26 protein-coding genes and 1 tRNA gene are annotated in these 25,001 nt (G+C 65.9%); 16 read left to right on the forward strand and 11 right to left on the reverse strand.

Going from position 1 to position 25,001, the window contains the following annotated elements:
- Window positions 1-3: 3 nt before the first annotated feature.
- Together BN60_RS16960 and BN60_RS16965 are read right to left on the reverse strand one after the other, a co-directional pair.
- Window positions 4-996 carry a Bug family tripartite tricarboxylate transporter substrate binding protein gene (locus BN60_RS16960; RefSeq protein WP_020697300.1) on the reverse strand — a complete coding sequence of 331 codons (993 nt, stop codon included), beginning with the start codon at window positions 994-996 and terminating at the stop codon, window positions 4-6.
- A 21-nt stretch (window positions 997-1,017) separates the two neighbouring features.
- Window positions 1,018-2,772, reverse strand: coding sequence for an acyl-CoA dehydrogenase family protein (locus tag BN60_RS16965; protein ID WP_020697301.1), 1,755 nt, complete (start codon window positions 2,770-2,772; stop codon window positions 1,018-1,020).
- A gap of 107 nt (window positions 2,773-2,879) precedes the next feature.
- Between BN60_RS16965 and gcvA the strand changes: the two genes are divergently transcribed.
- Complete coding sequence (gene gcvA, locus BN60_RS16970) at window positions 2,880-3,773, forward strand: transcriptional regulator GcvA (RefSeq protein WP_020697302.1); 894 nt, start codon at window positions 2,880-2,882, stop codon at window positions 3,771-3,773.
- A 9-nt stretch (window positions 3,774-3,782) separates the two neighbouring features.
- Here gcvA and BN60_RS16975 read toward each other — a convergent pair whose 3' ends face one another.
- The gene (locus BN60_RS16975; RefSeq protein ID WP_020697303.1) at window positions 3,783-4,607 is read right to left on the reverse strand and encodes an aspartate dehydrogenase; all 825 of its coding nucleotides are present in this window, start codon (window positions 4,605-4,607) and stop codon (window positions 3,783-3,785) included.
- Window positions 4,608-4,725: 118 nt separating this feature from the next.
- Between BN60_RS16975 and BN60_RS16980 the strand changes: the two genes are divergently transcribed.
- A tRNA-Pro gene (locus BN60_RS16980) sits at window positions 4,726-4,802 on the forward strand.
- 112 nt (window positions 4,803-4,914) lie between these two features.
- Here the strand turns inward: BN60_RS16980 and BN60_RS16985 are convergent.
- The 4 genes from BN60_RS16985 to BN60_RS17000 form a co-directional block, all read right to left on the reverse strand.
- Entirely contained in the window at window positions 4,915-5,214 is a 300-nt protein-coding gene (locus BN60_RS16985; RefSeq protein ID WP_020697304.1) for a hypothetical protein, read from the reverse strand.
- Between the two features lie 49 nt (window positions 5,215-5,263).
- Window positions 5,264-6,028 carry a sulfite exporter TauE/SafE family protein gene (locus tag BN60_RS16990; protein ID WP_020697305.1) on the reverse strand — a complete coding sequence of 255 codons (765 nt, stop codon included), beginning with the start codon at window positions 6,026-6,028 and terminating at the stop codon, window positions 5,264-5,266.
- A gap of 152 nt (window positions 6,029-6,180) precedes the next feature.
- Window positions 6,181-6,960: an SDR family oxidoreductase gene (locus BN60_RS16995; protein WP_020697306.1), complete on the reverse strand. Its 780-nt coding sequence runs from the start codon at window positions 6,958-6,960 to the stop codon at window positions 6,181-6,183.
- Window positions 6,961-6,971: 11 nt separating this feature from the next.
- Window positions 6,972-8,120 carry an iron-containing alcohol dehydrogenase gene (locus BN60_RS17000; RefSeq protein ID WP_020697307.1) on the reverse strand — a complete coding sequence of 383 codons (1,149 nt, stop codon included), beginning with the start codon at window positions 8,118-8,120 and terminating at the stop codon, window positions 6,972-6,974.
- A gap of 48 nt (window positions 8,121-8,168) precedes the next feature.
- Here BN60_RS17000 and BN60_RS17005 point away from each other — a divergent pair, with 48 nt between their 5' ends.
- Genes BN60_RS17005 through BN60_RS17015 form a run of 3 tightly spaced genes read left to right on the forward strand, consistent with a single transcriptional unit; the run spans window position 8,169 to window position 10,639 of the window.
- A complete protein-coding gene (locus BN60_RS17005) occupies window positions 8,169-8,648 on the forward strand; it encodes a GNAT family N-acetyltransferase (protein ID WP_020697308.1) in 480 nt (159 codons plus the stop codon).
- Between the two features lie 44 nt (window positions 8,649-8,692).
- On the forward strand, window positions 8,693-9,778 hold the full coding sequence (locus BN60_RS17010; protein WP_020697309.1) for a TauD/TfdA family dioxygenase: 1,086 nt from the start codon (window positions 8,693-8,695) through the stop codon (window positions 9,776-9,778).
- Between the two features lie 15 nt (window positions 9,779-9,793).
- Window positions 9,794-10,639 (forward strand): phosphotransferase family protein, encoded by an 846-nt coding sequence (locus BN60_RS17015; protein WP_020697310.1) that lies wholly within the window; start codon window positions 9,794-9,796, stop codon window positions 10,637-10,639.
- 4 nt (window positions 10,640-10,643) lie between these two features.
- On the opposite strand, the gene BN60_RS17020 is transcribed toward BN60_RS17015, so the two are convergent.
- On the reverse strand, window positions 10,644-11,867 hold the full coding sequence (locus tag BN60_RS17020) for an ABC transporter substrate-binding protein (protein WP_083856402.1): 1,224 nt from the start codon (window positions 11,865-11,867) through the stop codon (window positions 10,644-10,646).
- Between the two features lie 133 nt (window positions 11,868-12,000).
- Entirely contained in the window at window positions 12,001-12,900 is a 900-nt protein-coding gene (locus BN60_RS17025) for a LysR family transcriptional regulator (RefSeq protein ID WP_020697312.1), read from the reverse strand.
- A 71-nt stretch (window positions 12,901-12,971) separates the two neighbouring features.
- On the opposite strand from BN60_RS17025, the gene BN60_RS17030 reads away from it, so the two are divergent.
- The 11 genes from BN60_RS17030 (at window position 12,972) to BN60_RS17080 (ending at window position 24,114) form a co-directional block, all read left to right on the forward strand.
- Window positions 12,972-16,553, forward strand: a complete 3,582-nt coding sequence (locus BN60_RS17030; RefSeq protein WP_020697313.1) for an ABC transporter ATP-binding protein — start codon at window positions 12,972-12,974, stop codon at window positions 16,551-16,553.
- Window positions 16,554-16,557: 4 nt separating this feature from the next.
- Complete coding sequence (locus BN60_RS17035) at window positions 16,558-17,877, forward strand: LLM class flavin-dependent oxidoreductase (RefSeq protein WP_020697314.1); 1,320 nt, start codon at window positions 16,558-16,560, stop codon at window positions 17,875-17,877.
- Between the two features lie 102 nt (window positions 17,878-17,979).
- On the forward strand, window positions 17,980-18,912 hold the full coding sequence (locus tag BN60_RS17040) for a tripartite tricarboxylate transporter substrate-binding protein (RefSeq protein WP_020697315.1): 933 nt from the start codon (window positions 17,980-17,982) through the stop codon (window positions 18,910-18,912).
- A gap of 29 nt (window positions 18,913-18,941) precedes the next feature.
- Window positions 18,942-19,325 carry a VOC family protein gene (locus BN60_RS17045; protein ID WP_020697316.1) on the forward strand — a complete coding sequence of 128 codons (384 nt, stop codon included), beginning with the start codon at window positions 18,942-18,944 and terminating at the stop codon, window positions 19,323-19,325.
- A gap of 62 nt (window positions 19,326-19,387) precedes the next feature.
- Window positions 19,388-20,092, forward strand: a complete 705-nt coding sequence (locus BN60_RS17050; RefSeq protein WP_083856153.1) for a glutaredoxin domain-containing protein — start codon at window positions 19,388-19,390, stop codon at window positions 20,090-20,092.
- A 90-nt stretch (window positions 20,093-20,182) separates the two neighbouring features.
- Window positions 20,183-20,515: a hypothetical protein gene (locus BN60_RS17055; protein ID WP_020697318.1), complete on the forward strand. Its 333-nt coding sequence runs from the start codon at window positions 20,183-20,185 to the stop codon at window positions 20,513-20,515.
- 43 nt (window positions 20,516-20,558) lie between these two features.
- The gene (locus BN60_RS17060; RefSeq protein WP_020697319.1) at window positions 20,559-20,813 is read left to right on the forward strand and encodes a hypothetical protein; all 255 of its coding nucleotides are present in this window, start codon (window positions 20,559-20,561) and stop codon (window positions 20,811-20,813) included.
- A 112-nt stretch (window positions 20,814-20,925) separates the two neighbouring features.
- Window positions 20,926-21,981, forward strand: a complete 1,056-nt coding sequence (locus BN60_RS17065; protein WP_020697320.1) for a phosphotransferase — start codon at window positions 20,926-20,928, stop codon at window positions 21,979-21,981.
- 12 nt (window positions 21,982-21,993) lie between these two features.
- Window positions 21,994-22,986 (forward strand): tripartite tricarboxylate transporter substrate-binding protein, encoded by a 993-nt coding sequence (locus BN60_RS17070; RefSeq protein ID WP_020697321.1) that lies wholly within the window; start codon window positions 21,994-21,996, stop codon window positions 22,984-22,986.
- Window positions 22,987-23,005: 19 nt separating this feature from the next.
- Complete coding sequence (locus BN60_RS17075; protein ID WP_020697322.1) at window positions 23,006-23,752, forward strand: alpha/beta fold hydrolase; 747 nt, start codon at window positions 23,006-23,008, stop codon at window positions 23,750-23,752.
- Window positions 23,749-24,114, forward strand: a complete 366-nt coding sequence (locus BN60_RS17080) for a DUF4189 domain-containing protein (protein WP_020697323.1) — start codon at window positions 23,749-23,751, stop codon at window positions 24,112-24,114. The genes BN60_RS17075 and BN60_RS17080 overlap by 4 nt, the downstream gene beginning before the upstream one ends.
- A 10-nt stretch (window positions 24,115-24,124) precedes the next feature.
- Here the strand turns inward: BN60_RS17080 and BN60_RS17085 are convergent, their stop codons facing one another.
- A complete protein-coding gene (locus BN60_RS17085; protein WP_020697324.1) occupies window positions 24,125-24,499 on the reverse strand; it encodes a hypothetical protein in 375 nt (124 codons plus the stop codon).
- Window positions 24,500-24,604: 105 nt separating this feature from the next.
- A complete protein-coding gene (locus tag BN60_RS17090; protein ID WP_020697325.1) occupies window positions 24,605-24,985 on the reverse strand; it encodes a SpoIIAA family protein in 381 nt (126 codons plus the stop codon).
- Window positions 24,986-25,001 lie beyond the last annotated feature (16 nt).

Here is a 25,001-nt window from a genome sequence, read left to right on the forward strand (position 1 = left end):
CGCCTATTCCGGCTTGAGGCCGGCCGCGTCGACGATCTTCTTCCAGCGCACGGTTTCGGCGCTGATGTGCCGGGCGAGTTCTTCGGACGAGCCCGGCATCGGGATCGCGCCGACCGAACGCATCTTCGTCTGCATTTCGTCGGATTTCACGGCGCCGACGATCTCATTGCTCAGGAGCTTGACGATCTCCGGCGGCGTCTTGGCCGGCGCCGCGACATAGAGCCAGACCACCGCGTCGTAGCCCGGCACGGCCGCCTCGGCGATCGTCGGCACGTCGGGCAGGTCGGGCGCGCGCGTCGGCGAAGTCACGCCCAGAGCCCGCACCGCGCCGCTGCGGATGTGCGGCAGATGGATCGAAATGCTGTCCATGGCGACCGGGATACGGCCCGCCAGCAGGTCCTGCTGCAGGAGCGCACTTCCCTTGTAGGGCACGTTCTCGATCTGCATGCCGGTCTCGGTCTTGAGCAGCTCCATGGCAAGATGCGTGGAGCTGCCGAGGCCGGCCGCACCATAGGTCATCTCGCCGGGCTTGGACTTCACCAAGGCAACCAGCTCCTGGATCGTCTTGGCCGGCACGTCCTTGTGAACCAGCAAGACGTTGGGGACGCTGGCGACCAGCGCGACGGGCACGAAGTCGTTGGCCGTGTCGAACGGCATGTTGGCATAGATGAACTGGTTGGTGACGGCAGTTCCCAGCGCGCCGAAGAACAGCGTGTAGCCATCCGGGGTCGACCGGGCGACGGTCGCCGCGCCGATATTGCCGCCCGCGCCGGGTCGGTTGTCCACGATCACCTGGGTCTTGAGAGCCGCCTCAAGCCGGGCGGCCGTGAGCCGCGCCAGGATGTCGGTGATGCCACCGGGCGCGAAACCCAGCACCAGTTTGATGGGTCCCTTGGGGTACTTGTCCTGCGCAAAAGCAGCCGGAGCGAGGAACGGCGTGGCGAACGAGGCAGCAGCAGCGCCAAGCAGCCAGCGCCGGCGAAAAGTGTGAGTCATTTCTTCCAATCCTTCCTGAATTCAGCCGCCGAGGAGTTCCATGGCGCGGTCCATGGTCACGACGCGATCGTCGAGCAGCGCCGCCGTCATCGCGTCTTCGGCGCGATGGTCCGGCAGGCCGAACGGATCGGCATTGCCCAGCCGATGATCGATGACCAGGCGGGACAGCAGCAGGCGGCGGGCGTCGCCCCCCTTTTCGCCGAGCCGTGCGCCCTCCGCCGCCATCAGCGCAGCGCTGGTCGCGTGATAGAGGCCGCTCGCGGCCTTGCGGCACGAGGCCTCGGCTTCCGGCTGCTTCGACACCTTCTCCGCGAAGTCGACGGCGCGATCGACAAGCTGGGCAACGCGGCCGCGGAACTGGCCGGGAATCGGTGCAGTTCCGATATCCTTGTGCAGGGCTGCGGCCAACGCCTCGTGGGCACGGTCCTTGCCGACGGCACGGCGCACGATGTCGAGCGCGTTGACGCTCGACGTGCCCTCCCACAGGAGGCCGAGATGGGCGTCGCGCACCAGCTTGGCATTGCCCCAATCCTCGATGAAACCGTTGCCGCCGCGCATTTCCATCGCGCCGGTCGCCACCGCGACGTTGTCGCGGCTGGCGCGATATTTCAGCATCGGCGTCAGGATGCGCAGCTCGGCTTCGTTGCCTTGCGTCATCGCCACGGCCGCGGCGAGGCCTACAGACAGCGCCTGCTCGGTCGGCAGCATCAGCTTCAGCAGCTGGCGCCGTGCCATCGGATGGTCGATCAGCGTGCGGCCGAACGTGGTGCGGTGGCGGGCGACCTGCAGGGCCTCGTTGAGGCAGCGGCGCATCATGCCGGCAGCGCGGAAGCCATGGCTGAGCCGCGACAGGTTCACCTGATCCATCATGTGCTTCAGGCCGCGGCCCTGCTCGCCCATCAGGTAGGCGACGGCGCCTTCCATGATGGTCTCGCCGGCGGCCATGGAGCGTGAGCCCATCTTGTCCTTGAGCCGCACGACCCGGTAGCGGTTGCGGCTGCCGTCATCGAGGCGGCGCGGCATGGCGAAGATCGAGAGGCCGGCATTGCCGGCGGGTGCGCCTTCGCAGCGCGCCAGCAGCAGGATCACGTCGTGATCGACGCAGGAGCAGAACCACTTGTCGCCCCACAGCTCCCAGTGATCGCCGACCTGGCGTGCGGTGAGCGCATTGCCCGAGACATCCGAGCCGCCGGCCTTCTCGGTCATGAACTGCGCGCCCTTGAGGAGCTGGCTCATGTCCTGCGTAATCATGCGGTCGACGAAGCGCTTCTTGGTCGCCTCGTCGCCGTACTTCTGGATCAGCATGGTCGAGGTGTCGGTGACCGAGAGCGGGCAGAGCAGCGCGAACTCCGCCTGCGCGAAGATGTACTGGAAGGCGTACTTCACCAGCGGTGTCACGGGCTCGTGCCAGCCCAGCACCGGCTTGTGCGACATGGCATGCAGGCCGAACTCGCCGAAGCCGATCTGCTCCATCTCGCGATAGGCTGGGTGATACTCGACCCAGTCCTCGTCGCGCCCGAAGCGGTCGCGGAAATGCAGGATTGGGGTGCGCTTGTCGGCCTGCAGCGCCAGCTCGTCGAGCCGATTGCCGGCCACTTCGCCCAACCGCTCGAAATGCGGCGTGAAGTGCGCCAAGGCAGCAGGATCGAGGTGCAGCGACAGCAGATCCTGCACCGAGCGATCGATCGACCAGAAGTTGAGGCCACGGCAATCCGGAGCAATGAGGTCGGAGCGCGACATCGGCCGCTCGAAGGTCATCTTTGTCAGGGTGTTCATGCACGTCCCCTTGAGAAAATTCCGGAGGAACTTGCGCCATAAACAGTGGTTCACAAATCGAGTTATCGGTAATCTGGAGTTGACTATTCCTCAACTCAAACCTGCCGATGATCCCCCGCCTCCCGCCCCTCAACGCCCTGCGCGCCTTCGATGCCGCGGCCCGGCGCCTGAACTTCGCCCGTGCCGCAGCCGATCTCGCGGTCACGCCCGGCGCTGTGAGCCGACAGATCCAGGCGCTGGAAGCGTCGCTCGGTGTCCGCCTGTTCACGCGCGGCAACCGCGCGGTCGAACTGACGGCGCGCGGCCAGGTCTATGCAAGGCAGGTGCAGGAGGCCTTCGACCGGCTGGGCCTCGCGACCGAGCAGTTGCGCGGCCGCGACCCGCACGGACCGCTGGCCATCTGCGCCTATCCGACTTTCGCCATGCGCTGGCTGATGCCGCGCTGGCGGCGGTTCCACGACATGCACCCGGCCATCGACCTGCAGCTCACGACCTCCCTCGCGCCGGTCGATATCGCCCGCGACGGCTTCGATGCAGCCGTCCGCATCGGCGACGGCAATTGGCCAGGCCATGGCGCGGTCTGGCTGGCGGCCGTCGAGGTCTTTCCTGTCTGCAGTCCGGCCCTTGCCGCGCGGCTGCGCGACGCCGCCGACCTTCGCCATCACGTCCTGATCCACTCCGACCCGAGGCCCGACGACTGGCCGCGCTGGCTGCAGGCTGCAGGCGCTACCGGCGTGAACGGCGCGCGCGGCCCCCGCTTCGAGACGATGAGTCTCGCCTTCCAGGCCGCCATTGAAGGCGTCGGCGTGGCGATGGGCGTGGGCTGCCTGGTAGCGGAAGACCTGGCGCTGGGGCGGCTCGTGCGGCCACTCTCCTTCACCCATCGCAGCAAGCGCGAGTTTCACCTCGTCTATCCCCAGGCGCGCGCCAGTGATCCCAGGCTTGCGGCCTTCCGCGCCTTTCTCGCCGCCGAGGCCGCGGCCGAAGCGGCGGCGACGTGACGGCGTTCGCTACCAGTCGCTGGAACGCACCATCTTCATCAAATCGTCGGCCATGGTCAGCGCCGTGAGCACGCCGGTCTTGGGATTGTCCGGCATGGCGCGGCCCAGACGCTCCAGCTTCAGCTCGCCGGAATCAGAGACGACCTCGAGGCGGCTTGCGTTGGTGCCGGGCGGCAGGGTGGGATCGGCCACCAGCTCGATTTCGGTACGGTCGAGCCCGGCGCCGCAGAGCGCCACCGTGACCGCGAGATTGGCGTTCTTCGGGTAGAGGCGGCCGGCATCCGCAGGCTTGCCGCGGAAGATCACCGTCGGCTCCTTGATCGCCGGCAGATCGAACTCCTTTTCCGCGGGCGTGCCGTTCCAGGCATGCGGCGGCTTGATCGAGGTGTACTTCACACGCTCCAGCTTGCCGAGCCGCATGGCCAGCAGGCCGTCCAGGCCCGCAATGGCCCCCGACGGCAGACGCAGCCGGGCACCGCTCTTTTCCGCGGCCTTCACGTGCTTGCGCCACAGAACCGGATCGCCATAGGCGCCGGTCGCGATCACCATGAAATCGATCCCCTTCTTCAGGATCTCCTCGCCCCAGTCGCGCACCGCCTGCTGGCTGGCGGCCTCGACCACGACGTCCGGCTTCAGTTTCAGGAGCGCCTTCAGCGTATCGACGACGGCGACCTTCTTGCCGACGGCCTTCTGCGTCGCCTTGACCCGGCCCGGCCGGACCAGCACGCCGACGATGTCGATGGGCGGCTTCTTTTCGCGAAACACGTCGAACAGCATCTGGCCGATGGCGCCATAGCCGATCAGGGCGATCTTCAACTGTTTGTTCTTTGCCATCTTTCTCCCCCAGCCGGCGTCGGCCTGCGCGACTATAGCGGCCCGGCACGGCCCTTGCGACCGCAGGGGGCGGCGGCTATAAACCCGCCCTCGCCGCGCGGGGTGTCTCCGTTTCTGACGGAGTGTAGCTCAGCCTGGTAGAGCACTAGCTTCGGGAGCTAGGGGCCGGAGGTTCGAATCCTCTCACTCCGACCAATAAAACGCCGGGAGACCGGCGTTGTGGCGAGACGAACGGCGCGCAGCGATGCGCGCCGTTTTCGTTCATGCAGCCCGCGGAAAACGCCGGCCGGCGAACGGATCGTCCAGCCTACATGCAGTAGGCCTGGGCCGCGACGACGGCGTTGAGGCCCTGCATTTCCTGAGGCGACAGTTGCGAGGGGTTCAGCAGGTTGCCGCTGACGCTCACCGACTGGTTCGACTTGCGCAAGCCCAGGATCGCGTTCTCCCGCTGATCTGCCGGGATGCGCGCAATGATGCACTCACAGGTTTTCTGGGAGGCCGTGACCATGCATTCGCGCATGAGATCGTCGGCGCGAGCAACGGTCGACAGGCTCATCGTCAAGCCCGCGGCGAGGGCAACACCGGATACTGAGGCGATCACGCGCATGGGAGTCTCCAAAGGAAGGCCTGCATCATACACGGACTGCTCCGGTATTTCAGCCGACCAGCCACTGCCGCAGGAGCCCAAAGAGGCCGGTCGCGAACAAGATGGCCAGTGCCACGTTGCGGTAGAGCCGCTCGCTGGCAAGGCCATGGAATAGCCGTCCCCCTGCCCAGGCGCCCACCGCCATGACCGGGAACAGCACGACTGCCCGCACCAGCGCGTCGACGCCGGCCACCCCCGTCGCCAGTACGATGACGATCAGCAGGAACTGCGTGAGGAAATAGTAGGTGACGATATTGGCGCGATTGACCTCGGGCGGATCCTTGCCGGAGAGCAGATAGAGCAGCACCGGCGGCCCGCCGACGCTGGTCGTGGCCATCATCGCGCCCGACAGCGAGCCCACGATCACCGTCGCCACGGTCGAGCGCTTGCCGTGATATTTCCACCCCGTCCACATCAGGACGACGAAGGCCACGATGACCGCCGAGACCGCCGTCACGATCGTGTTCTTGTCGACGCTCGCCAGCAGCCAGACACCAAGCGGCATGGCGGCACAGGCCGCGATGCTCATGGGCGTCAGCACCTTCCAGTCGGCATGCCTGCGGACCTGCGGAAAGAGCTGCAGCGAGACCACGAGTTCGATGGCGACCACGGTCACGACCATCTCGGCCGAGCCGAACAGGATCGCGAAGATCGGCGCCATCAGCATGGCCGAGCCGAAACCGGCAAAGCCACGCATCAGGCCGGCAACGAGGGTGACGCCGATCGCGGTCCACAGGCCGGTCTCGGCAAACAATGACTGGATATAGGGGAGCATGAGGAACGACTTCGAGCAGGAGGCGGACGAACGACAGCGGCCCGCGGCTCGTCAGGAGCGGCGGGTCAGCACGTAAGTCGAAGCGTCGCCAGTCGTTTCATGCAGCGTGGACCTTCGACGATCTGCCGCTCGCGGTCAATGACATTGACGCATCACGCCCGCTTGCCTTGCCCTTCTCCAGTCTTGTCGCGCAGGCGGCGCATGCCGCGCAGCCAGCGGTCGCGGTCGAGCTTGCGTGCCATGTAATCCTTCACCTCAGCGTGCGGCAGGATCAGGAAGCGTTCCTCGTCCATCGCTTCGATCACGCTCTGCGAGACAGCTTCGGTATTGAGCACGCCGTCGACCGACGCAGCCGTGGCGCCGGCCATGCGCAGCATGTTGGTGTCGACGGCCTGCGGGCACAGGACCGAGACGCGGATGCCGCGATCGCCGTACTGAATGGAAAGATGCTCGGCCAGCGCCACGCCGGCATGCTTGGTGACGCCGTAGGGCGCGGAGCCCATCGAGGCCAGCAAGCCGGCGGCACTCGCGGTATTGAGCAGGTAGCCTTCGCCGCGCTTCAGCATCTGCGGCACCAGCGCCCGCGCGGCATAGACGTGCGCCATGACGTGGATCGCCCACGAATCGGCCCAGTCCTTGTCCGTCGCATCCTCGTGACCGCCGCGGCCGATGCCGGCATTGGAGAAGAAGACATCGACCTCGCCGAACGTCTTCTCGGCTTCGGCGATCAAACGCTTCACCTCGGCTTCCTTGCCGATATCGCCCGCCACCGCCAGCGCGCCGATATCCTTCGCGACCTTATCGAGGCGGCCGGCGTCCATGTCGGCCACGACGACGCCCTTGGCGCCCTCCTGGGCAAACCGCCGCGCGATCGCCTCGCCGATGCCACCCGCAGCGCCGGTAACGACGCAGACCTTGCATTTGATTTTCATGTCCGTCCCCGCTAGCCCCAGCTCTGCTCGATCAGCTCGACATACTGCGCCTTGGTCGGCTGGCGCGGCGTCGAGAGATGGCAGTGATCGCCCATCGCGCCGTCGGCGATCTTCTCGACCTCGCCCTGCGCCAGCCCCATGGCGCCCAGTCCCTTGGGAATGCCGAGTCGTTCGTTGAGGCCGGCGACTGCGTTCGCCACGCCCTCGGCGTTGCCCTCGCTTTCGGGCAGCCCCATGACCTGCGCCACCTTCTTGAACTTCTCGCCGACCGCGGGCTCGTTGAAGCGCAGCACGGCCGGCAGGTAGATCGCGTTCAAGGTGCCGTGGTGCAGCCGGTAGCCCTTGAGGCCGCCGGTCGGATGGCTGAGCGCGTGCACGGCGCCCAGCCCCTTCTGGAAAACCATGGCGCCTTCCATCGCGGCCATCGCCATGTTGTAACGCGCCTCGCGGTCCTGCCCGTCCTTGGTCGCACGCTCGACGTACTTCCACGCCTTCTCCAGACCATCGAGCGCGATCGAATCGGCCGGCGGATTGAAGACGTTGGCCAGGAAGCATTCGATGTTGTGCGTGAAGGCGTCCATGCCCGTGCCCGCCGTGAGATGCGGCGGCAGGCTCAAGGTGAGTTCCGGGTCGATCAGCGCCAGCCTCGGAATGAGATAAGGGCTGCCGATGGCGAGCTTGCGGCCGGAGTCCATGATGATGACGCCGCCACGACTCACCTCGCTGCCGGTGCCCGAAGTCGTGGGAATGGCCACGATCGGCGCCACGGCCGCGGTGATCTTGCCTGCCCCGCCTTCGACGAAGGAATAGGGCTGCAGCGAAGTGCCGGGATGGGTCGCCATCAGGGCGACCGCCTTGGCGAGATCCATCGGCGAACCGCCGCCGATGGCGATGATGCCGTCGCAGCCTTCGTCCTTGTAGATCTTGAGCGCATCGCGCATCGCCGCTTCGGTTGGGTTTTCCGGCGTGCCGTCGTAGAGGGTGAGCGGCATGTTGCCCGGAAGCTGGTCCTTCACCTTGGCCCACAGCCCCGCCGAGATGACGCCCTTGTCGGTGACGACCAGCGGCCGGCGGATGCCGAGGAGCTGCAATTCGGCGTCCAGCAGCTTCAGCGCGCCGAAGTCGAATTGAATGCGTGTCAGGTAGGTGATCAAGGCCATCCGTCATTCCCTCTCGATTTTGCCGCGAGCCTACGCGAGAAGAAGCGGATGAGCGATACTCTTGTCCTGCGCGCGGCAACCCTTGCCGATGCGGCAAAGATCGCGGCCACCATCGCCGCGGCCTTCGAACAGTATCGCGGCAGGCTCGTTCCGGAGTCGGGCGCGTTCGGGGAAACCGCCGAAGCGATTGCGGCGGAGCTGGCCAGCGGCGCCGGCGCCATCGTCGCGGAGCGAAACGGCGAGATGGTGGGTTGCGTGATGATCCACGAGATGGAGAGCGACCTTTACTTTGGCCGGCTCGCCGTGCTGCCAGAGGCGCGCGGCACGGGACTCGCGCGACGGCTGATCGACGCCGTGGAAGCCGAAGCCCGGCGACGCGGCCTGTCCGGTGTGCGCCTCGGCGTGCGCGTCGTTCTCACCGACAATCAACGCCTCTTCCGGTCGCTCGGCTACGGGGAAATCTCGCGCGAGGCGCATCCCGGCTTCGACTATCCAACTTCCATCAACATGCGCAAATCTCTGGTCTAGACCTCTTGCGCGAGGCCCGGCTCGGGGAGGATAAAATCGCCCCCATGACCACCCCCGCTAGCCATCGCGCGCCCCTCACTGGTCCCTCCGTCTGGCACGGCAAGGACATCAAGGACTCCAAGCGTTGGATCCGCGAGCTGACCGCCGATGCCGTCGAGGAACTCGACGCCGCGCTCAAGGGGCTGCGCGGCATGGAATGGTCGGAGATCAGGGCCGAAGACGTCTGGCTGCCGACGCTCGGTGAGCTGTGGGACGACATCGCCGACGAACTTGAGAATGGATGCGGTATCGTCAAGCTGAAGGGCTTCCCGGTCGACCGCTACAGCGAAGAAGATCTGCGTCGCCTCTACTTCGCCGTCGGCACGCATATCGGCACGCCCGTCTTCCAGAACCGTTCCGGCGAGCTGATGCGCCTCATCCGCGACGAGGGCGCCCATGTCGGCCGGACCTACGGCGAGACCAAGGACGAGAAGGGCTCGACCTTCCTCTCTTCCTACGCCCGCACCCTGACCAATGGCGGCCTGCGCTTCCATACCGACCGCACCGACGTGGTCGGCCTGCTCTGCGTCCGCCAGGCCCTTGCCGGCGGCGTCAGCAAGCTCGCCAGCACGCCAGCCATTCATAACGCCATCCTCGAACGCCGACCGGACCTGCTCGACGTGCTGTTCCAGGATTACTGGCGCAGCCGCTTCGGCGAAGAAGGCACGACCAAGGATGGCGAAGGGACGACCAAGGAAACGGCCTACCCGCTGCCGATCTTCGGCCTGCGCGACGGCAAGTTCACCTCGCACTATTCGTTGACCTTCATCGAAGCCGCGCAGCTGGCGCCCAACGTGCCGAAGCTCACCGACGCCCAGCGCGAGGCGATCGATATGCTGATGCAGACGGCCGAGGAGCTCTGCTTCGAGATGACCCTGGAACCGGGCGACCTGCAGCTGATCAACAGCCACGTCACCTATCACGGTCGCACGCCGTTCGAGGACAATGCGGCGAGCGGCAAGGACCGGATGCTGATGCGGCTCTGGCTGACCATGCGCAACAACCGCCCCCTGCCCAAGGGCCACGAAGTCCTGTGGCAGGAGATCGAAGCCGGCCACCCGCGCGGCGGCATCCGGCAAGTCGCCGGCTAGGTGACTCTGGAGGAGATGCGCGCCGCGATCGTCGGCGCGTTTCCCGAGCACGAATCCGCGTCGTTCAGGCTCCTGACGCAAGGTTGGGACAGTGTCGCCGTCGATGTCGACGACCGCCTGATCTTCAAGTTCCCGCGTCATGAGGAGGCGCGCCGACGCCTGGTCGTCGAGGCGAGCGTACTCGACATCGTGCGCTCGGCCGTCTCACTGCCCGTTCCCCACCTCACCCTGCATGGCATGTCGTCGACGCTGTTCTCGCGCCACGACAAGATCGCGGGCGAGCACCTCCCAACGGTGCAGTACGAGAAGTTACCCGAGGGAGATCGCCAGCGCCTGGCCTGCGACCTCGCTCTCTTCTATGCCGAGCTGCACCGGCTGCCGGTGAATGACATGGCGTCGGCCGGCGCCACATCCATCAAGGCCTGGCTGCCGCCTGATGAGATATTGCAACGAACCTGGCCGGTGCTTGTTGGTGAGCTTCGCGTCTACGCCAAGCGAACCGTCGCTGCCTGGCAAGACCTGCCCGTCGACCCCCATGGTACGATCTACGGCTTCTTCGACGGCCATGGTTGGAACATGGCGTTCGACCATGTGCACCGGCGCCTGAATGGCCTCTACGATTTCGGCGATTCGGGCTTCGGCCCGCTCCATCAGGAGTTCATCTATTCCAACCTGATTGCAGGCGACCTCACGACCCGGATCGTGACCGCGTACGAAGCCCTCACCGGCCGCCCCCTTGATCGCGAGCGTGTGGCCTTGCTCAACAATGTCTGGCGGCTGTCGGAACTGGCCGAGCTTGCCCACGATCCCGTTCACGCCGCGGCGGCGCTCGAAGCCGTCGCGGCGTGTGCCCGGGGATGATCGCTCAGCCGGCGTCGCTGGTGATCACGTTGCCGAACAGCTTCCAGGTATCGCCCTCGAAGCGCTGCAACTGCATCGACTGGATGGGATAGAAGTCCGTCGCGCTGGTGTTGAGCTTGATGCCCGGCAGCAACAGCGGGATCTCGACGTCCTTCATGCTGGCGACCTGCTTCATCAGGTTCTCGCGCGTCAGCTCGTTGCCGCAGCGCTTCAGCACTTCCTGCATCGTTGCCGCGACGGCATAGGCATAGGTGTAGAAGGCATCGCTCTGGTTGGCGCCCGGCATGTACTTGTCCATGAAGGCCTTCCATTGCACGAAGTCCGGCGTCTTGGCCCACTGCGGGTCCGTCGGATCCTTGTAGTAGGCCGCCGTGATGATGCCCTGGCAGTTCTCGAAGCCCGCAGGCTTCAGCACCGAATCGACCGAGATCGAAACGTTGACGAGATAGAAGGCCGGCTTCCAGCCGATGTCCGCTGCTTTGCGAATCGCCTGCGACGCATGCTTGGGCGTGGCATGACAGAAAAAGACCGTGGCGCCGGAACTCTTAAGCTGAATGATCTGGCTTTCGACCGTGGGATCCGTCACCTCGTAGCTCACGTTGGCGACGACCAGCTTCTCGTTCTCCTTGCCGAGACCCTTCATGAAGCCCGAGACGTAATCCTTGCCCGAATCGTCGTTGAGCCAGAGGATGCCAATCTTCTCGCCCTTGTGCTGGTCAAGGATGTGCTTGGCATAGATAGCGCTTTCGGTGACATAGTCGGGCTGCCAGCCGATGGTCCAGGGATACTGCTTGGGATTACCCCACTTCGACGCGCCGGTGCTGACGAAGAGCTGCGGCACCTTCTTCTGGTTCATGAATTTGTGGATGGCGGTGTTGCACGCCGTGCCGAGCGTCTGGAAGGTCGCGAAAACCTTGTCGTTCTCCACGAGCCTACGCACCATCTCGACCGTCTTGGGCGGCGAGAAGCCATCGTCGTAGGTGATGAAGTTGATCCTGCGGCCGTTGATGCCGCCCTGATCGTTGACCATCTTCCAGTAGGCTTCGATGCCCTTGCCGATGGTGCCGTAGGCCGAAGCCGGACCGCTATAGGGTCCGGTATGGCCGAGCTTGATCTCGGTGTCGGTGACACCGTCGGAATACTTCTTCTGCGCGAGGGCTGCCCTGGTGCCGGCAAATCCCGCCAACGCCGACGCACCGCCTACGAAACGACGCCTGTTTATACTCACGGACGTTTCACTCCTATTGTTGAGATCGTCCGAAAGCTTGTCGGGTATCCGCTGCGGAATGAAGGTCGATCGCGCGCCGCCTTCCACGATACGAGCAGGTGCGTCGAGCCAGGCTCGCGCTGCGGTGCGTGTACTAAGCCTTGCCTTCGAGCAGCGGCCGTTCGCGATGGAAAAGGTCGATCACGGCGTCCATGACGGCGCGCACCCGCGGCAGCGCGCGCAGATCGCGGTGCACGAGGAGCCACTGGTCGGCGAAGACATCGGCGATAATGTCGCCCACGCGTTTCAGGGCCGGGTCCGGTTCGCCGAGAAAGCACGGCAGTACGGCAAGGCCGGCGCCGGCGCGCGTCGCCTCGTGCAGCACAAGCCAGTTGTTGCCGCGCACCGCCAGCCGTCGACCGGCCAGCCGCTCGAGCAGCCATTGCTGGCCCGGCATATAGCCATGGTCGTCGTCGAAGCCCAGCCACGGATGGTCGACGAGGGCTGCCACCGGATCGACCCTGGCGGGGCGACCTACCGGGAAATCGCGGGCCGCGTAGATCGCATAGGCGACGCGGCCCAGCTTGCGCGCCACGATGTCGCCGACCTCCGGCACCTGCTCGCGAATCAAGAGATCGGCTTCGCGGCGCGACAGGTTGGCGAGCGTATGGCTCGCCGCCACCTCGAATTCGATCTGCTCCAACTTTTCACGCAGCTCGGCGAGGTGACGGGCGATGAAAGCCGCCATCGCCTCGCCGGCCGAGAGCCGCACCGTGCCGCTCACGGTATCGCTGAGACCCGCGCTGCGACGATGGATCGATTGGGCGGCCTTTTCCATCGCCTTGGTATCGGCCAGCAGCTCCTCGCCGGCGCTGGTCGGCACGAAGCGATCGGGCAGCCGCTCGAACAGGCGGGCACCGATCTGCCTTTCGAGCACGGCCACCCGGCGCGACACGGTGGGATGGCTGACGCCCAGCGTCCGGGCCGCCGTGGTGAGCGTGCCTTCGCGCGCCAGAGCCAGGAAAATGCGGAGATCGTCCCAGTTGGGAGTCATGTACAAAATTGTACAGGGACTTTTCCGAATTGTGGACTGACGAATAAGGATGTTCGACCTAGCATTCCACCATGCATATCGAACCGCGCCTGCTCGTGTTCACCCGGGGCGTCCGCGCCCGCATCGCGGCAACCGTCGCCGTCGGCCTGCTGGGCGTCGGCCTGGGCATTGCCCGCCTCGCCCTGCTGGGCTGGCTGATCGGCCAGGTCTTCGCCGGCAAGCCCCTGCAGGAGCTGGTGCTGCCGGTGGTGCTGATCGCCATCGTCATGGTGCTGCGCGGTGCGGCCGAGCACTGGCGCGCCGTGATGGCGCACGAAACGGCGGCGAGGGTTCAGAAGACGCTGCGCCGGACGCTCTACGACAAGGTGGCCTCGCTCGGACCCGGCACGGTCGGTCGCCAGCGGTCCGGCGGACTCACGCTTTCCATGATCGACGGCGTCGAACAGCTCGAAACCTATTTCGGCCAGTTCCTGCCGCAGTTCATGATCGCATTGCTGTCGCCTTTGCTGATCTTCGTCGTCGTCGCCTTCATCGACCTGCCGGTCGCGGCGGTGATGCTGGGCTTTGCGCTGCTGGCCCTGTTCGCCCCCGCGCTCTGGCACAAATGGGACGTGCGCGCCTCGATCGCGCGCATGACGGCGTACAAGTCCTTCGCCGCCGAATTCCTCGACTCCATCCAGGGCCTCGCGACGCTCAAGGCCTTCGGCCAGGGCAAGGCGCGCGCCGACAAGCTCGAAGTCGAGGCGCGCGATCTCTTCCGCCGCACCATGTGGGTGCTGGGCACCAACTCGCTGGCGCGCGGCATTACCGATACGTCGATAGCGGGCGGCGCAGCTGCAGCGCTGATCTACGGCGCCTCGCGCGTGGAAGCCGGCGCCATGTCGCTCACCGCCCTGCTGGTCATCCTGATGCTGGGCGTAGAAATCTTCCGGCCGATGCGCGAGCTGCGCTCCGTGCTGCACCAGGGCATGGTCGGCCTCTCCGCGGCGCAAGGCATCTATCGCATTCTCGACGACCAGGCTTCCGTGGCCGATGCGCCGCCTGCGGCGCTCAGCTCGGTGCTGGCCCCCACCATCGCCTTCGAGAACGTGCGCTTCGCCTATCCCGGCACACGCCGCACCGTGCACGACAACCTCACCTTCACCGCGGCGGCCGGCGAGCGGCTGGGTCTGGTCGGCTCTTCGGGCGGCGGCAAATCGTCGATCGTGCGCCTGCTGCTGCGCTTCTACGATCCCGACGAGGGACGCATCCTGCTGGGCGGGCACGACCTGCGTTCGCTTTCCTTCGCACAGATCCGTTCCCTGATCTCGGTGGTGAACCAGGACACGTTCCTGTTCCACGGCACGGTCGAGGAGAACATCCGGCTCGGCAAGCCGGCCGCATCGCAGGCGGAAATGGAGGACGCGGCACGCGCCGCCAACATCCACGAATTCGTCCTGAGCCTGCCGCAGGGCTACCAGACCGTGATTGGCGAGAAAGGCATCAAGCTCTCGGGCGGCCAGCGCCAGCGTCTGGCGATCGCCCGTGCTCTCTTGCGCGACACGCCGATCCTGGTGCTCGACGAAGCGCTCTCCGCCGTCGACGCGGAGAACGAGGCCGTGATCCAGGAAGCGCTGGACCGGCTGATGCAGGGCCGCACGACGATCATCCTGGCGCACCGGCTGTCGAGCGTCATCGATTGCGACCGCATCCTGGTGCTCGACCGCGGCCATGTCGCCGAGGAAGGCAAGCATGGGCCGCTGATGAACCAGGGCGGCGTCTATGCCCGGTTGATGGCCGAGCAGGCGCGCGAGCAGCAGGTCGGTGCGGCCGCCGACATGATCGACGCCCCGGCCCGCGCCGAGACCGTCGCCAATACGCCGGGCGGCGCGGTGAAGCCGGTGACCGAAGGCATCATCAAGGCCGAGGGCCTCACCTGGTATCAGGTGGTCGCGGCGCTGATGAAGGTGATCATGCCGTGGAAGGGCAAGCTCACCGCCACCTTCATCCTGGGCGTGCTGAGGGTCGTGGCCTTCATCGGCATCGGCGTGCTGTCGGCGCTGATCGTGCTCGCGCTCAAGAACCACGAGCCCTATGGCGGGCTCGCCATTGCACTCGCAATCCTGGCGCCGCTCTCCGGCCTGCTGCACTGGCTGGAATCCTGGCTGGCGCACGACATGGCCTTCCGCCTGCTGGCCGAAATGCGCATCGACGCCTTCCGCAAGCTCGATGCGCTGGCGCCGGCCTATCTCACGCGCCGCCGCACCGGCGACCTGATGGCGCTGGCCACCCACGATATCGAGCTGGTCGAATACTTCTTCGCCCACACCGTGGCGCCGGCCTTCGTCGCGATCCTGGTGCCGGCCGTCGTGGTCGCAGCCCTTGCCACGGCCAATGGCTGGCTGGCGGTCGCCCTGGTGCCGTTCCTGCTGGCGGTGGGCCTCAGCCCCTTCCTGATGCGCAAGCGTGTCGACAGGCTCGGCAGCGAGGCGCGCGAGGCTGCCGGCGAACTGGGCGCCTTTGCCGTGGACTCGGTGCAAGGTCTGGGCGAGATCGTGGCCTTCCAGCAGGAGAAGCCGCGTGGCGACAAGCTCGACCAGCTTTCGCAGCGCCATATCTCGCTGCGCCTGCCCTTCTTCAGCGAACTCACGCTCCAGCACGCGATCCTCGAAGTGCTGACCGGCCTTGGCGGCCTGGCGGTCGTCGTGGTCGGTGCTGTCCTGTCGGCGCAGGGTGCGCTCGATCCTGGCCTGCTGCCGCTGATGACCATCCTGGCGATGGCGGCCTTCCTGCCGGTGTCCGAGATCGCGCAGATCGGCCGCCAGCTTGCCGACACGCTGGGCGCGACACGCCGCGTCTATGCGTTGGCCAACGAGCCGATCCCGGTGCGCGACGGCCCGGGCGTGCCCGTCGCGCGCGGGGCCGCCGCGCTTTCGCTCGAGAAAGTGACCTTCACCTATCCGGGCCAGACGCGCCGCGCGCTGAGCGATGTCAGCTTCGACATTCCCGCCGGCAAGACCGTGGCCCTGGTCGGGACGTCCGGCGCCGGCAAGACGACGACGGCGCAACTGCTGATGCGCTTCTGGGATCCCGACTCCGGCCGCATCCTGCTGAACGGCGCCGATCTCAAGGACTACAAGCTCGACGCCCTGCGCGCCCTCGTGGCCCTCGTCGCGCAGGATACCTACCTGTTCAACGACACGTTGCGCGCCAACATCCTGATCGCCCGGCCCGAGGCCACGGATTCCGAGCTGCAGGCCGCCATCGAACATGCCTCGCTCGGCGAACTCGTCGCCGCCCTGCCCGAAGGTCTCGACTCGCCGGTCGGCGAGCGCGGCACCAGCCTCAGCGGCGGCCAGCGCCAGAGAGTCGCCATCGCCCGCGCTTTCCTCAAGGATGCACCGATCCTCATCCTCGACGAGGCGACGTCGCATCTCGATGCGGTGAACGAACAGGCCGTGCGGCGCGCCCTCGACGTGCTCAAGGCCGATCGCACCACCATCGTGATCGCCCACCGCCTTTCGACCGTGCGCGACGCCGATCTGATCGTGGTGCTGGACGAAGGCCGCGTAGCGGAAAGCGGAACACACGCTTCGCTTCTCTCGCGTGGCGGACTCTACGCTCGCCTGGTGTCCCGCCAGCTTGCCGCCGTCTACGCGCCCGCGGCACAGTGAGGGGATGAAGCGACAGCTCCACCTCAATCTGTTCATCCAGAGCCGCGGCCATCACGAAGCCTCGTGGCGTCATCCCGACTCTTCGCCGCTGGCGTTGACCGACGTCGAGTATTTTCGCGATCTCGCGCGTCGCGCCGAAGCCGGTCTGTTCGACTCGATCTTCCTCGCCGACACCCTGGCGTTGATGGACACGGTGGCGCACGCCGCCAGCACCTGGCTCGAACCGATCACGACGCTCGGCGCCATCGCCGGCTCGACCAGCCATATCGGCCTGATCGCGACGGCGTCGACGACCTATTCAGAGCCTTTCAACCTCGCCCGCCAGTTCGGCTCGCTCGACCATATCAGCGGCGGTCGGGTCGGCTGGAACATCGTGACGTCCTGGCTGGCCGCCGCGGCGCGCAACTATGGCGGCGAGAGCCTCGTCAGCCACGACGAACGCTACGAGCGCGGCGAGGAATTCGTCCAGGTCGTGAAGGCGCTGTGGGACAGCTGGGCCGACGATGCCGTGCTCGACGATCGGGCGAGCGGTCAGTATGCCCATGCCGATCGCATCCGGCCGATCAATCATGAGGGCAAATACTATCGCGTCGCCGGGCCACTCAACATGCCCCGCGGCCCGCAGGGCCGTCCGGTGTTCGTGCAGGCGGGTTCCTCCGATACCGGGCGCCGCTTCGCGGCCCGCCATGCCGAGGCCGTCTTCACGGCGCAGATGGAGAAGAAGACGGCGCAGGATTTCTACGCCGACCTGAAGGCGCTTGCCGCTGCCGAGGGACGCAAGCCCGAGCACGTGTTGATCCTGCCGGGTCTCAGCCCTGTCATCGCCTCGACCGAGGCCGAAGCCCAGCGCCTGGCACGCGATCTCAACGAACTCACCGACCCCGAGGTCGGACGCAAGCGGCTGAGCGGCCGCTTCGGCGGCCATGATTTCTCGCACCTTCCGCTCGACCGGCCGCTGACGGCCGAGGACTTTCCCGATCCCAGCGCCGTGCAGGCGGCGCGCAGCCGAACCGAAGTGATCGTGGGTCTGGTCCGTCGCGAGAAATATACGCTACGCCAGCTTCTCGCTTATCTCGCCGGCGCGCGCGGCCACTTCACCACGGCGGGCACACCCGAGCAGATCGCCGACCTGATCGAGGACTGGTTCAACGACGGCGCTGCCGACGGCTTCAATCTGATGCCGCCCTTGCTGCCCTCGATGCTGGACGTCTTCGTCACCGAAGTCGTGCCGCTTCTACAGAAGCGCGGACTTTTCCGCAGCGCCTATGAAGGCAAGACGTTACGCGATCATTTCGGTTTGCCGCGCCCCGGCACATGTCGTTGAAGCGTCTATGTCTTGCCGCGGACACATGACCTGCGGCATCCTCGGATCGTGGTGACATCGACGAAATCTCTTCGCCGCCGATCGATACTTGGCGCGGCACTTGTGGCTCCGGCACTCGTTCACGCGCAGACGGGCCTGCCCGATCGAGCGCTGCGCATCATCATCGGCTTCGCGGCAGGCGGTGGCTCAGACGTCATGGCCCGTCTCATCGCCGCCGCACTCGAGCGGCGCGTCGGACGCAGGATCACCGTCGAGAATCGTCCGGGAGGTACGGGGGCTGCCGCCGGCGAAGCGCTGAAGATTGGCGGTACCGACGGCAGCATGGTCGCCTTCATGCCGAGCCCTTCGCTGATCGCGAAGCTCTTCGTGCCGACTTATCCAATCGATCCGCTAACCGACCTGGCGCCGATCACGATCGCCGGCACTTTCGTCGAAGCCTTCGCCGTCTCGCCCAAGGTCGACGTTTCGACCGTGGCGGAATATGTCGAATGGCTGAAGGCCGGCGAGCCGGGACGCAACAAGGTCGGCACCACGGCAACCGATGCCATGTTGCAGTACTACACGCGCCTGCTCAGCCGCGAGTTCGGCGTGCCGATGGAAGGCCAGGCCTTTCGCGGAACCGCGCCGCTGGTAGCCGACATGGAGGCCGGCAAGGTGCCAGCAGGTGTCGCCGGACTCACCTCCTTCCTCGTCGCGCATCGCGGCAACCGCCTGCGCATCCTTGCCACCTCCGGTTCCAAGAGAGTTTCGGTGGCGCCCGACCTGCCGACCGCGGCGGAGGCCGGCTATCCGGGTCTGACGATGGAGGAGTGGTATGGCTTCTTCGCCGCCGCCAACACGCCGCCGCCTCTGGTCGATGCCTGGAATCAGGCCCTCACCGCCGTGCTGAAGGACAAGGAAGTCATCGAGCGGCTCTCCCAGTTGGGCCTCGAGGTGGAGACCTCCACGCCGGCCGCCTGCGGCGAGCGGCTCGCCGCCCATATGAAGAAGTGGCAGGCGACCTTGCAGGGGCTCGGTCTGAGGCCGACGCTGTAAGCGCATAGATGCCGGAAGGGGAATCAGGGATGTTCAGCCACGTCACCATCGGCAGCAACGATCTCGCGAAGGCGAAATCTTTCTACGACGAGCTGCTGAAGCCGCTCGGCCTGGTGCGTCATCTCGAGTTCCCGACGGCGGTCGGGTATGGCCGTCCCGGTGGCCGGCCGCAGCTCTGGGTGCTGAACCCGCTCGACGAGAAGGCGGCCACGGTCGGCAATGGCGTCACCATCGGTCTTGAAGCCGACAACCGTGGCAGCGTAGACGCGGCCTACAAGGCCGCCATGAACGCCGGGGCGAAAGACGAAGGCGCGCCGGGTCTGCGGCCGCACTATCATCCCGACTACTATGGCGCCTATGTGCGCGACCTCGACGGCAACAAGATCTGCGTCGTCTGCCACAAGAAACCCTGAGCAGGAGAGCAAGCATGACGGAGCCACTGAAGGTCTTCTGGCAGCCCGGTTGAACGAGCTGTCTGAGACTCAAGGAGTTTCTATCGGTCCGTGGGATCGACTTCGTTTCAGTAAATGTACTCGAGGATCCGGCCGGCCTGGCTGAGCTGCAGGCGCTCGGCGTGCGATCCGTGCCGGTGCTGTCGCGCGGCAAGGACTTCGTGTTCGGCCAGAGCCTGCCGCAGATCGTGGCCTTCCTCGGGCTTGCCGAGAAGGCAGGCCCCGCCCTCTCGGCGGACGAACTCAGCCGGCGCCTCGACAAGTTCATGAGCGCGGCCCTCGCGCTGTTGCCGCTGATGCCGGCGGAGCGCCTGCACATCCATGTGCCCGGCCGGCCGCGCAGCTACCGCGCGCTGGCCTTCCATCTGTTCAAGGTGGTCGATGCCTTCCTCGACGCCGAGCAAGGCATCACACTGGTCCAGGCGATGTTCCGGGAGGAGCCGGCACCCGATGCCGGGCACGGGGCGCTCGTCGACTACGGCGCGTCCATACGAGGTCGCTTCCGCGCCTGGCGTGCGGATGGCGACACCGATCCGTCCCGATCGCTTGCCACCTACTATGGCGCGCAAAGCCTGCATGAATTGCTCGAACGGACGACCTGGCACTCGGGCCAGCACGTTCGGCAATGGATGATGTTGCTGGAGCGCGAGGGCGTGTCGTTCCAGCGCCCGCTCGGCGATGCCGATTTCGCCCGTCTGCCAATGCCGGCCAACGTCTGGGACGGCTGAACGGTCCGCCCTGCGACTGCAACCTACGCCCCTGCAAAGCGTTTTGTCACCGAGATGCCCAACCCGCCCTGCAGCCTCGGAGGACCCATTATGCGTGCAGCCAGCCATCACAACGGCAAGGACCTCGCCAAGGAAATCGCCCTGCTGAAGACGCAGCTCGAGGAGCTGACGGAATCGATGAGCGGTACCGGCCAGTCGATTGCGGCCCGCGGCGAAGAAGCGATCGAGGAAACGCTCAAGTCGGCGCGCGCCCTGATCGCCAAGTATGGCGACACGGCCAAGGCCGTCGCCCAGGATACGATCAACCTGAAGAACAAGGCGACCGATACCCTGATCGAGCAGACCGAAACCCGTCCGCTGACGACCGTCGCAGCGATCATCGGCATCGGCTTCCTGGCAGGTTATCTTTGTCGTCGCTCCTAGGAAGGCGGCCGGAAGTAAGGGACAACCCTCCGCGCAACCTTCCATGATCAACGCTCTTCTGCGGGCCGCGGCCACTTTCTCTGCGGCCCGCTCTCTGCGTGCGGCTGCCGACCAGGCGATCAACCGCGTGCTGCTGGCGCTGGGCATCGGCGCGGCGCTGGCGGTGAGTAGCGCCTGCTTCACGTTCGCGGCCTACGTCGTGCTCGAACGCCATCTCGATGCCGCGAGCGCGCTGGCCATCGTCGGCGGCGTGTGGGGCGTGGCGGCCGCTGCCGGTTTCATCACCCTGCGTCGTTGAAACTCCGCCAATCGACACGCATCCTGGCGGAACACGTCCTTTCCGAAAATCCATTCCTCCCTGCGGGACCGGACGTTTGCCGAAACCGCGTCGCCGCCCCTAGGTTCGGCGCATGTCGACCTACGCCAATACCGTTCCCGTCATGGAGCGCCATCGCTTCGATATCGCTTCGCTCGATCGCTATTTCACGGCTCATCTCGACGGCTATCGCGGCGGTCTGGACGTCCGGCAGTTCGACTCAGGCCATTCCAATCCGACCTTCTTCGTCTCGGCCGAGATATCGACGGGCAAGCGGCAGGACTTCGTGCTGCGCAAGAAACCGCCGGGCAAGCTCGTAGCCTCGGCGCACCAGGTCGATCGCGAATATCGCGTGATCTCGGCGCTTGCCGGTACCGACGTCCCGGTGGCGCGCGCCCGGCTGCTCTGCACCGACGACTCAGTCATCGGTCAGATGTTCTACGTCATGGATGCCGTCGAAGGCCGCATCCTCATCGATCCCTCGATGCCCGGCCAGACTCCCGCCGACCGCGCAGCCATCTTCGACTCGATGAACGACGTGCTCGCCCGCCTGCACAAGGTCGATCCGGCGAAGGTCGGCCTCGGCGATTATGGTCGCAGCGGCCAGTACATCGCCCGCCAGGTCGGACGCTGGAGCAAGCAGTACGCCGAGCTCAAGACCGAGGATATCCCGGCGATGGACAAGCTCTCGGCCTGGTTGCCCGAGAACATTCCCGACGACGGCGACCCCACCGGCATCGTCCATGGCGACTATCGGCTGGGCAATCTCATCGTCCATCCCGCCGAGCCGCGCATCGTCGCCGTGCTCGACTGGGAGCTGTCGACGCTCGGCCACCCGCTTTGCGACATCGCCTACAACTGTCTCGGCTATCACCTGAAGGAGCCGCCGCACGGCTACGCCACGGTTGATTTCGCCAAGCTCGGCCTGCCGACGGAAGAAGAGTACGTCGCCGCCTATTGCCGGCGCACGGGCCGCGCCTCGATCCCGCACTGGAACTACTACCTCGCTTTCTCGCTGTTTCGGCTCGCAGCGATTGCCCAGGGCGTCTACCGCCGCGGGCTGGGCGGCAATGCCGCAAATCCCGAATCGATCAAGATGGGCAAGGCGGCACGCGAGCGTGCCGAACTCGCCTGGAGCCTCGTGTCCTAGGAGTAAACGCACATGACCAAGAGACTGATTACCCGCCGCACTTCGCTGTGGCTGGCCGGCGCCGCCGCAGCAGCCCCGCTCGCCTCGGTGCGTGCACAGCAAACCGGCCTGCCCGACAAGCCGCTCAAGATCCTGGTCGGCTTTCCGGCCGGCGGCGGCACCGACGTGATGGCGCGCTTCCTGGCCGAGCCCCTGAAGCAGCGTACCGGCCGCAATGTCCTGATCGAAAACAAGGCGGGAGCTTCCGGCACGATCGCCATCGAGACTCTGAAGAACTCTCCACCCGACGGCACGACGATCGCCTATGTGCCGAGCGCCACGATCATCCAGAAGATCACCATGCCGGGCGTTACCTGGGATCCCGTGACCGACCTCGCGCCGGTCGCCCAGGCGGGCACGGTGCAGACGGCGTTCTGTGTCTCGCCGACCATCGGCGCAAACAATCTCAAGGAGTATATCGCCTGGCTGAAGAAGAACCCCGACCGGCACAGTTTCGGCACGACGGCACTGGGTTCTTCGACGCATTTCTTCGGCGTAATGGCGGGCAGGGAAATCGGCATCCCGCTCGAGCCGGTGCCCTATCGCGGCGCGGCGCCGCTGGTTGCCGATCTGCAGGGTGGCCATATCGCGGCCGGCTGCGGCGGCATCACCGACTTCCTGGAGCATCACCGTGCCGGCAAGGTGAAGGTGATCTTCACTTCAGGCGTGAAGCCCACGACGTCGGCGCCGGACATCCCCACCATCAGCCAGCTCGGCTATCCGCAGCTCGCATCGCTCGGCTGGTACGTTTTCTTTGCTCCCGCCAAGACGCCCAAGCCGTTGCTCGATGCCTGGGGCAAGGAGCTGAACGCAGTGCTGGCCCAGCCCGAAGTACAGAAGAAGCTCGTCGAACTGGGCCTCGACGTGGAACCGGCAACTCCGGCAGAATTCACCGCGCGCCTGGTGAAGGACCTCGGCGACTGGAAGAGGACCGTCGACTCGATCGGCTACAAGCCACAGGGTTGACCCCCAAGGGGAGAGTTGGATGCCGATACTGAAGAGGCCCGATGCCGAGATCTATTACGAGGTCCACGGCACGGGCTTCCCGCTGCTGCTCTACGCTCCGGGCGGGCTGAAGTCTCAGCTCGGCCTCTGGAAGGAGAGCCCGGCAAATCCCGGCCAGCCGGCTGCCTGGATGAATCCCATGCAGGCGCTCTCCGACCGCTTCACCGTGATCGGCATGGACCAGCGCAATGCCGGAAAGTCCGTGGCCGACGTGAAAGCCGACCATGGCTGGCACACCTTCGCCGCCGACCATATTGCGCTGATGGACCATCTCGGTTTCGGGAAGTTCCATGTCATGGGCGGCTGCATCGGCGGCAGCTACTGCTTCGAGGCGATCGAGCAGGCGCCCGATCGCGTGGCGGCGGCCGTGTTGCAGAATCCCATCGGCCTGCACGAGAACCGCGACACCTGGGACGCCGCCGTGAAGGGCTATGGCGAGACGGTGCGGGCGCGCGATCCCGGCATTTCCCAGGCCACCCTCGACTCCTTCGGCCACAACATGTTCGGCGGCGACTTCGTCTTCTCCGTCACGCGCGACTTCGTGAAGAACTGCAAGACGCCCCTCCTGCTTCAACCCGGCACCGACAAGCCGCATCCGGCCAAGACCAGCGACGAGATCGCCGCACTGGCTCCCAACATCGAGGTGCAGAAGGACTGGCGCGGGCCGACCTATCTGCAGAAGTCGATCCATCGGGTTCGCTCCTTCCTGGAGAGGAACACGCCATGATCAGGAAGGTAGCGGTCCTCGTGGCGTCCCTGCTCGCGATGAGCGCGGCCGCCGAGGCTCAGGAAGTGTGGGGCGCCGTCGCCAGCGACGGCCAGAGAAATTTCGGCGTCGCGGTCGGCATGGCGACACGCGAGGCCGCCGAGATCTCGGCCCGTGCCGAATGCGGCGGCGGTCCGACCTGCGCCATCCGTCTCGCCGCGCCTGCCCGCTGCGTGTCGTACGCCCACAGCGGCAACGGCGAGGCCTCGGGCTACGGGGCCGGACCGACCAAGGAAGCGGCGGAGCAGTCCGCCTGGAACGAATGCAACGCCCGCGTGGTCGCCGATTCCTGCACCATTCGCAGCGGTCGCTGCTTCGACTGACGCCTGTTCGCTAGAGCGGCAACTTCGATTCCAGCAACCACCTGCGGGCCTCGTGGATGCTGCGGAAGACCTCGACCGGCCGTTCGTCGGAGGTCATCGACATGAAGAGTCGCGCCAGCTCGCCGCGCTTGTGATCGGCGACAATGGCGAGCGGCCCGCGCGGCCTCAGGACCGGCGTCGTGCGAAGCCGTTCGGCAATCGCCGACAACTCGTCCTTCCCGATGCTTGACGTCGCCGAGGTGATGTCGATGATCTTGCGGTAATGCAGGACACCGGCAGAAATCATCTCCTGCACGAAGCCCACGAGGTCGGTGGCGGAGATATCGCCGCGTGCGACCCCCACGACGATCCGATCGGGCGCAAATATGTCGAGCTTGAACGGCATGACCCGCAACTTGATGCCAGCGAAGGATCTCGATCCCTACGCTACATCGGCGCTGCTGGATCGTGCGACGACTTACCGTTGCAGTACCGGCGCAATTAGGTCGCCCTAGAGAGCTCCCACCGATTGCTGCTCCAGCCACTTCCGCGCCTCGTGCAGGCTGTGGAATACCTTCACGGGCCGCTCGCCTTCCGTCAGCGCGGCGAACTTCACGGCGTTGTCGGCCGCTCTCCCGGGGCCGACCAAGAAGGCAACCGGACCTCGCGATGCCGCGTTGGGCTGGGATCGCATGAAAACGGCGGTTCTTTCGACATCTTCGTCGCTCATCGGCGACGACGGTGAGGAAATGTCGATGAGCTTGCGGTAGTGCATTGCACCGCTCGTCAACATCTGGCCTATCGCCTCGGAGATATCCTCGCCGGTAACCTCGCCACGGACCACAATGATAGCCAGGCGGGCGGGGTGGAAGAAATCGATGTGGATAGGCATAGGGGCGTTCGTTCGT

The sequence above is a fragment of the Reyranella massiliensis 521 genome (assembly GCF_000312425.1).
GTDB lineage: Bacteria > Pseudomonadota > Alphaproteobacteria > Reyranellales > Reyranellaceae > Reyranella > Reyranella massiliensis.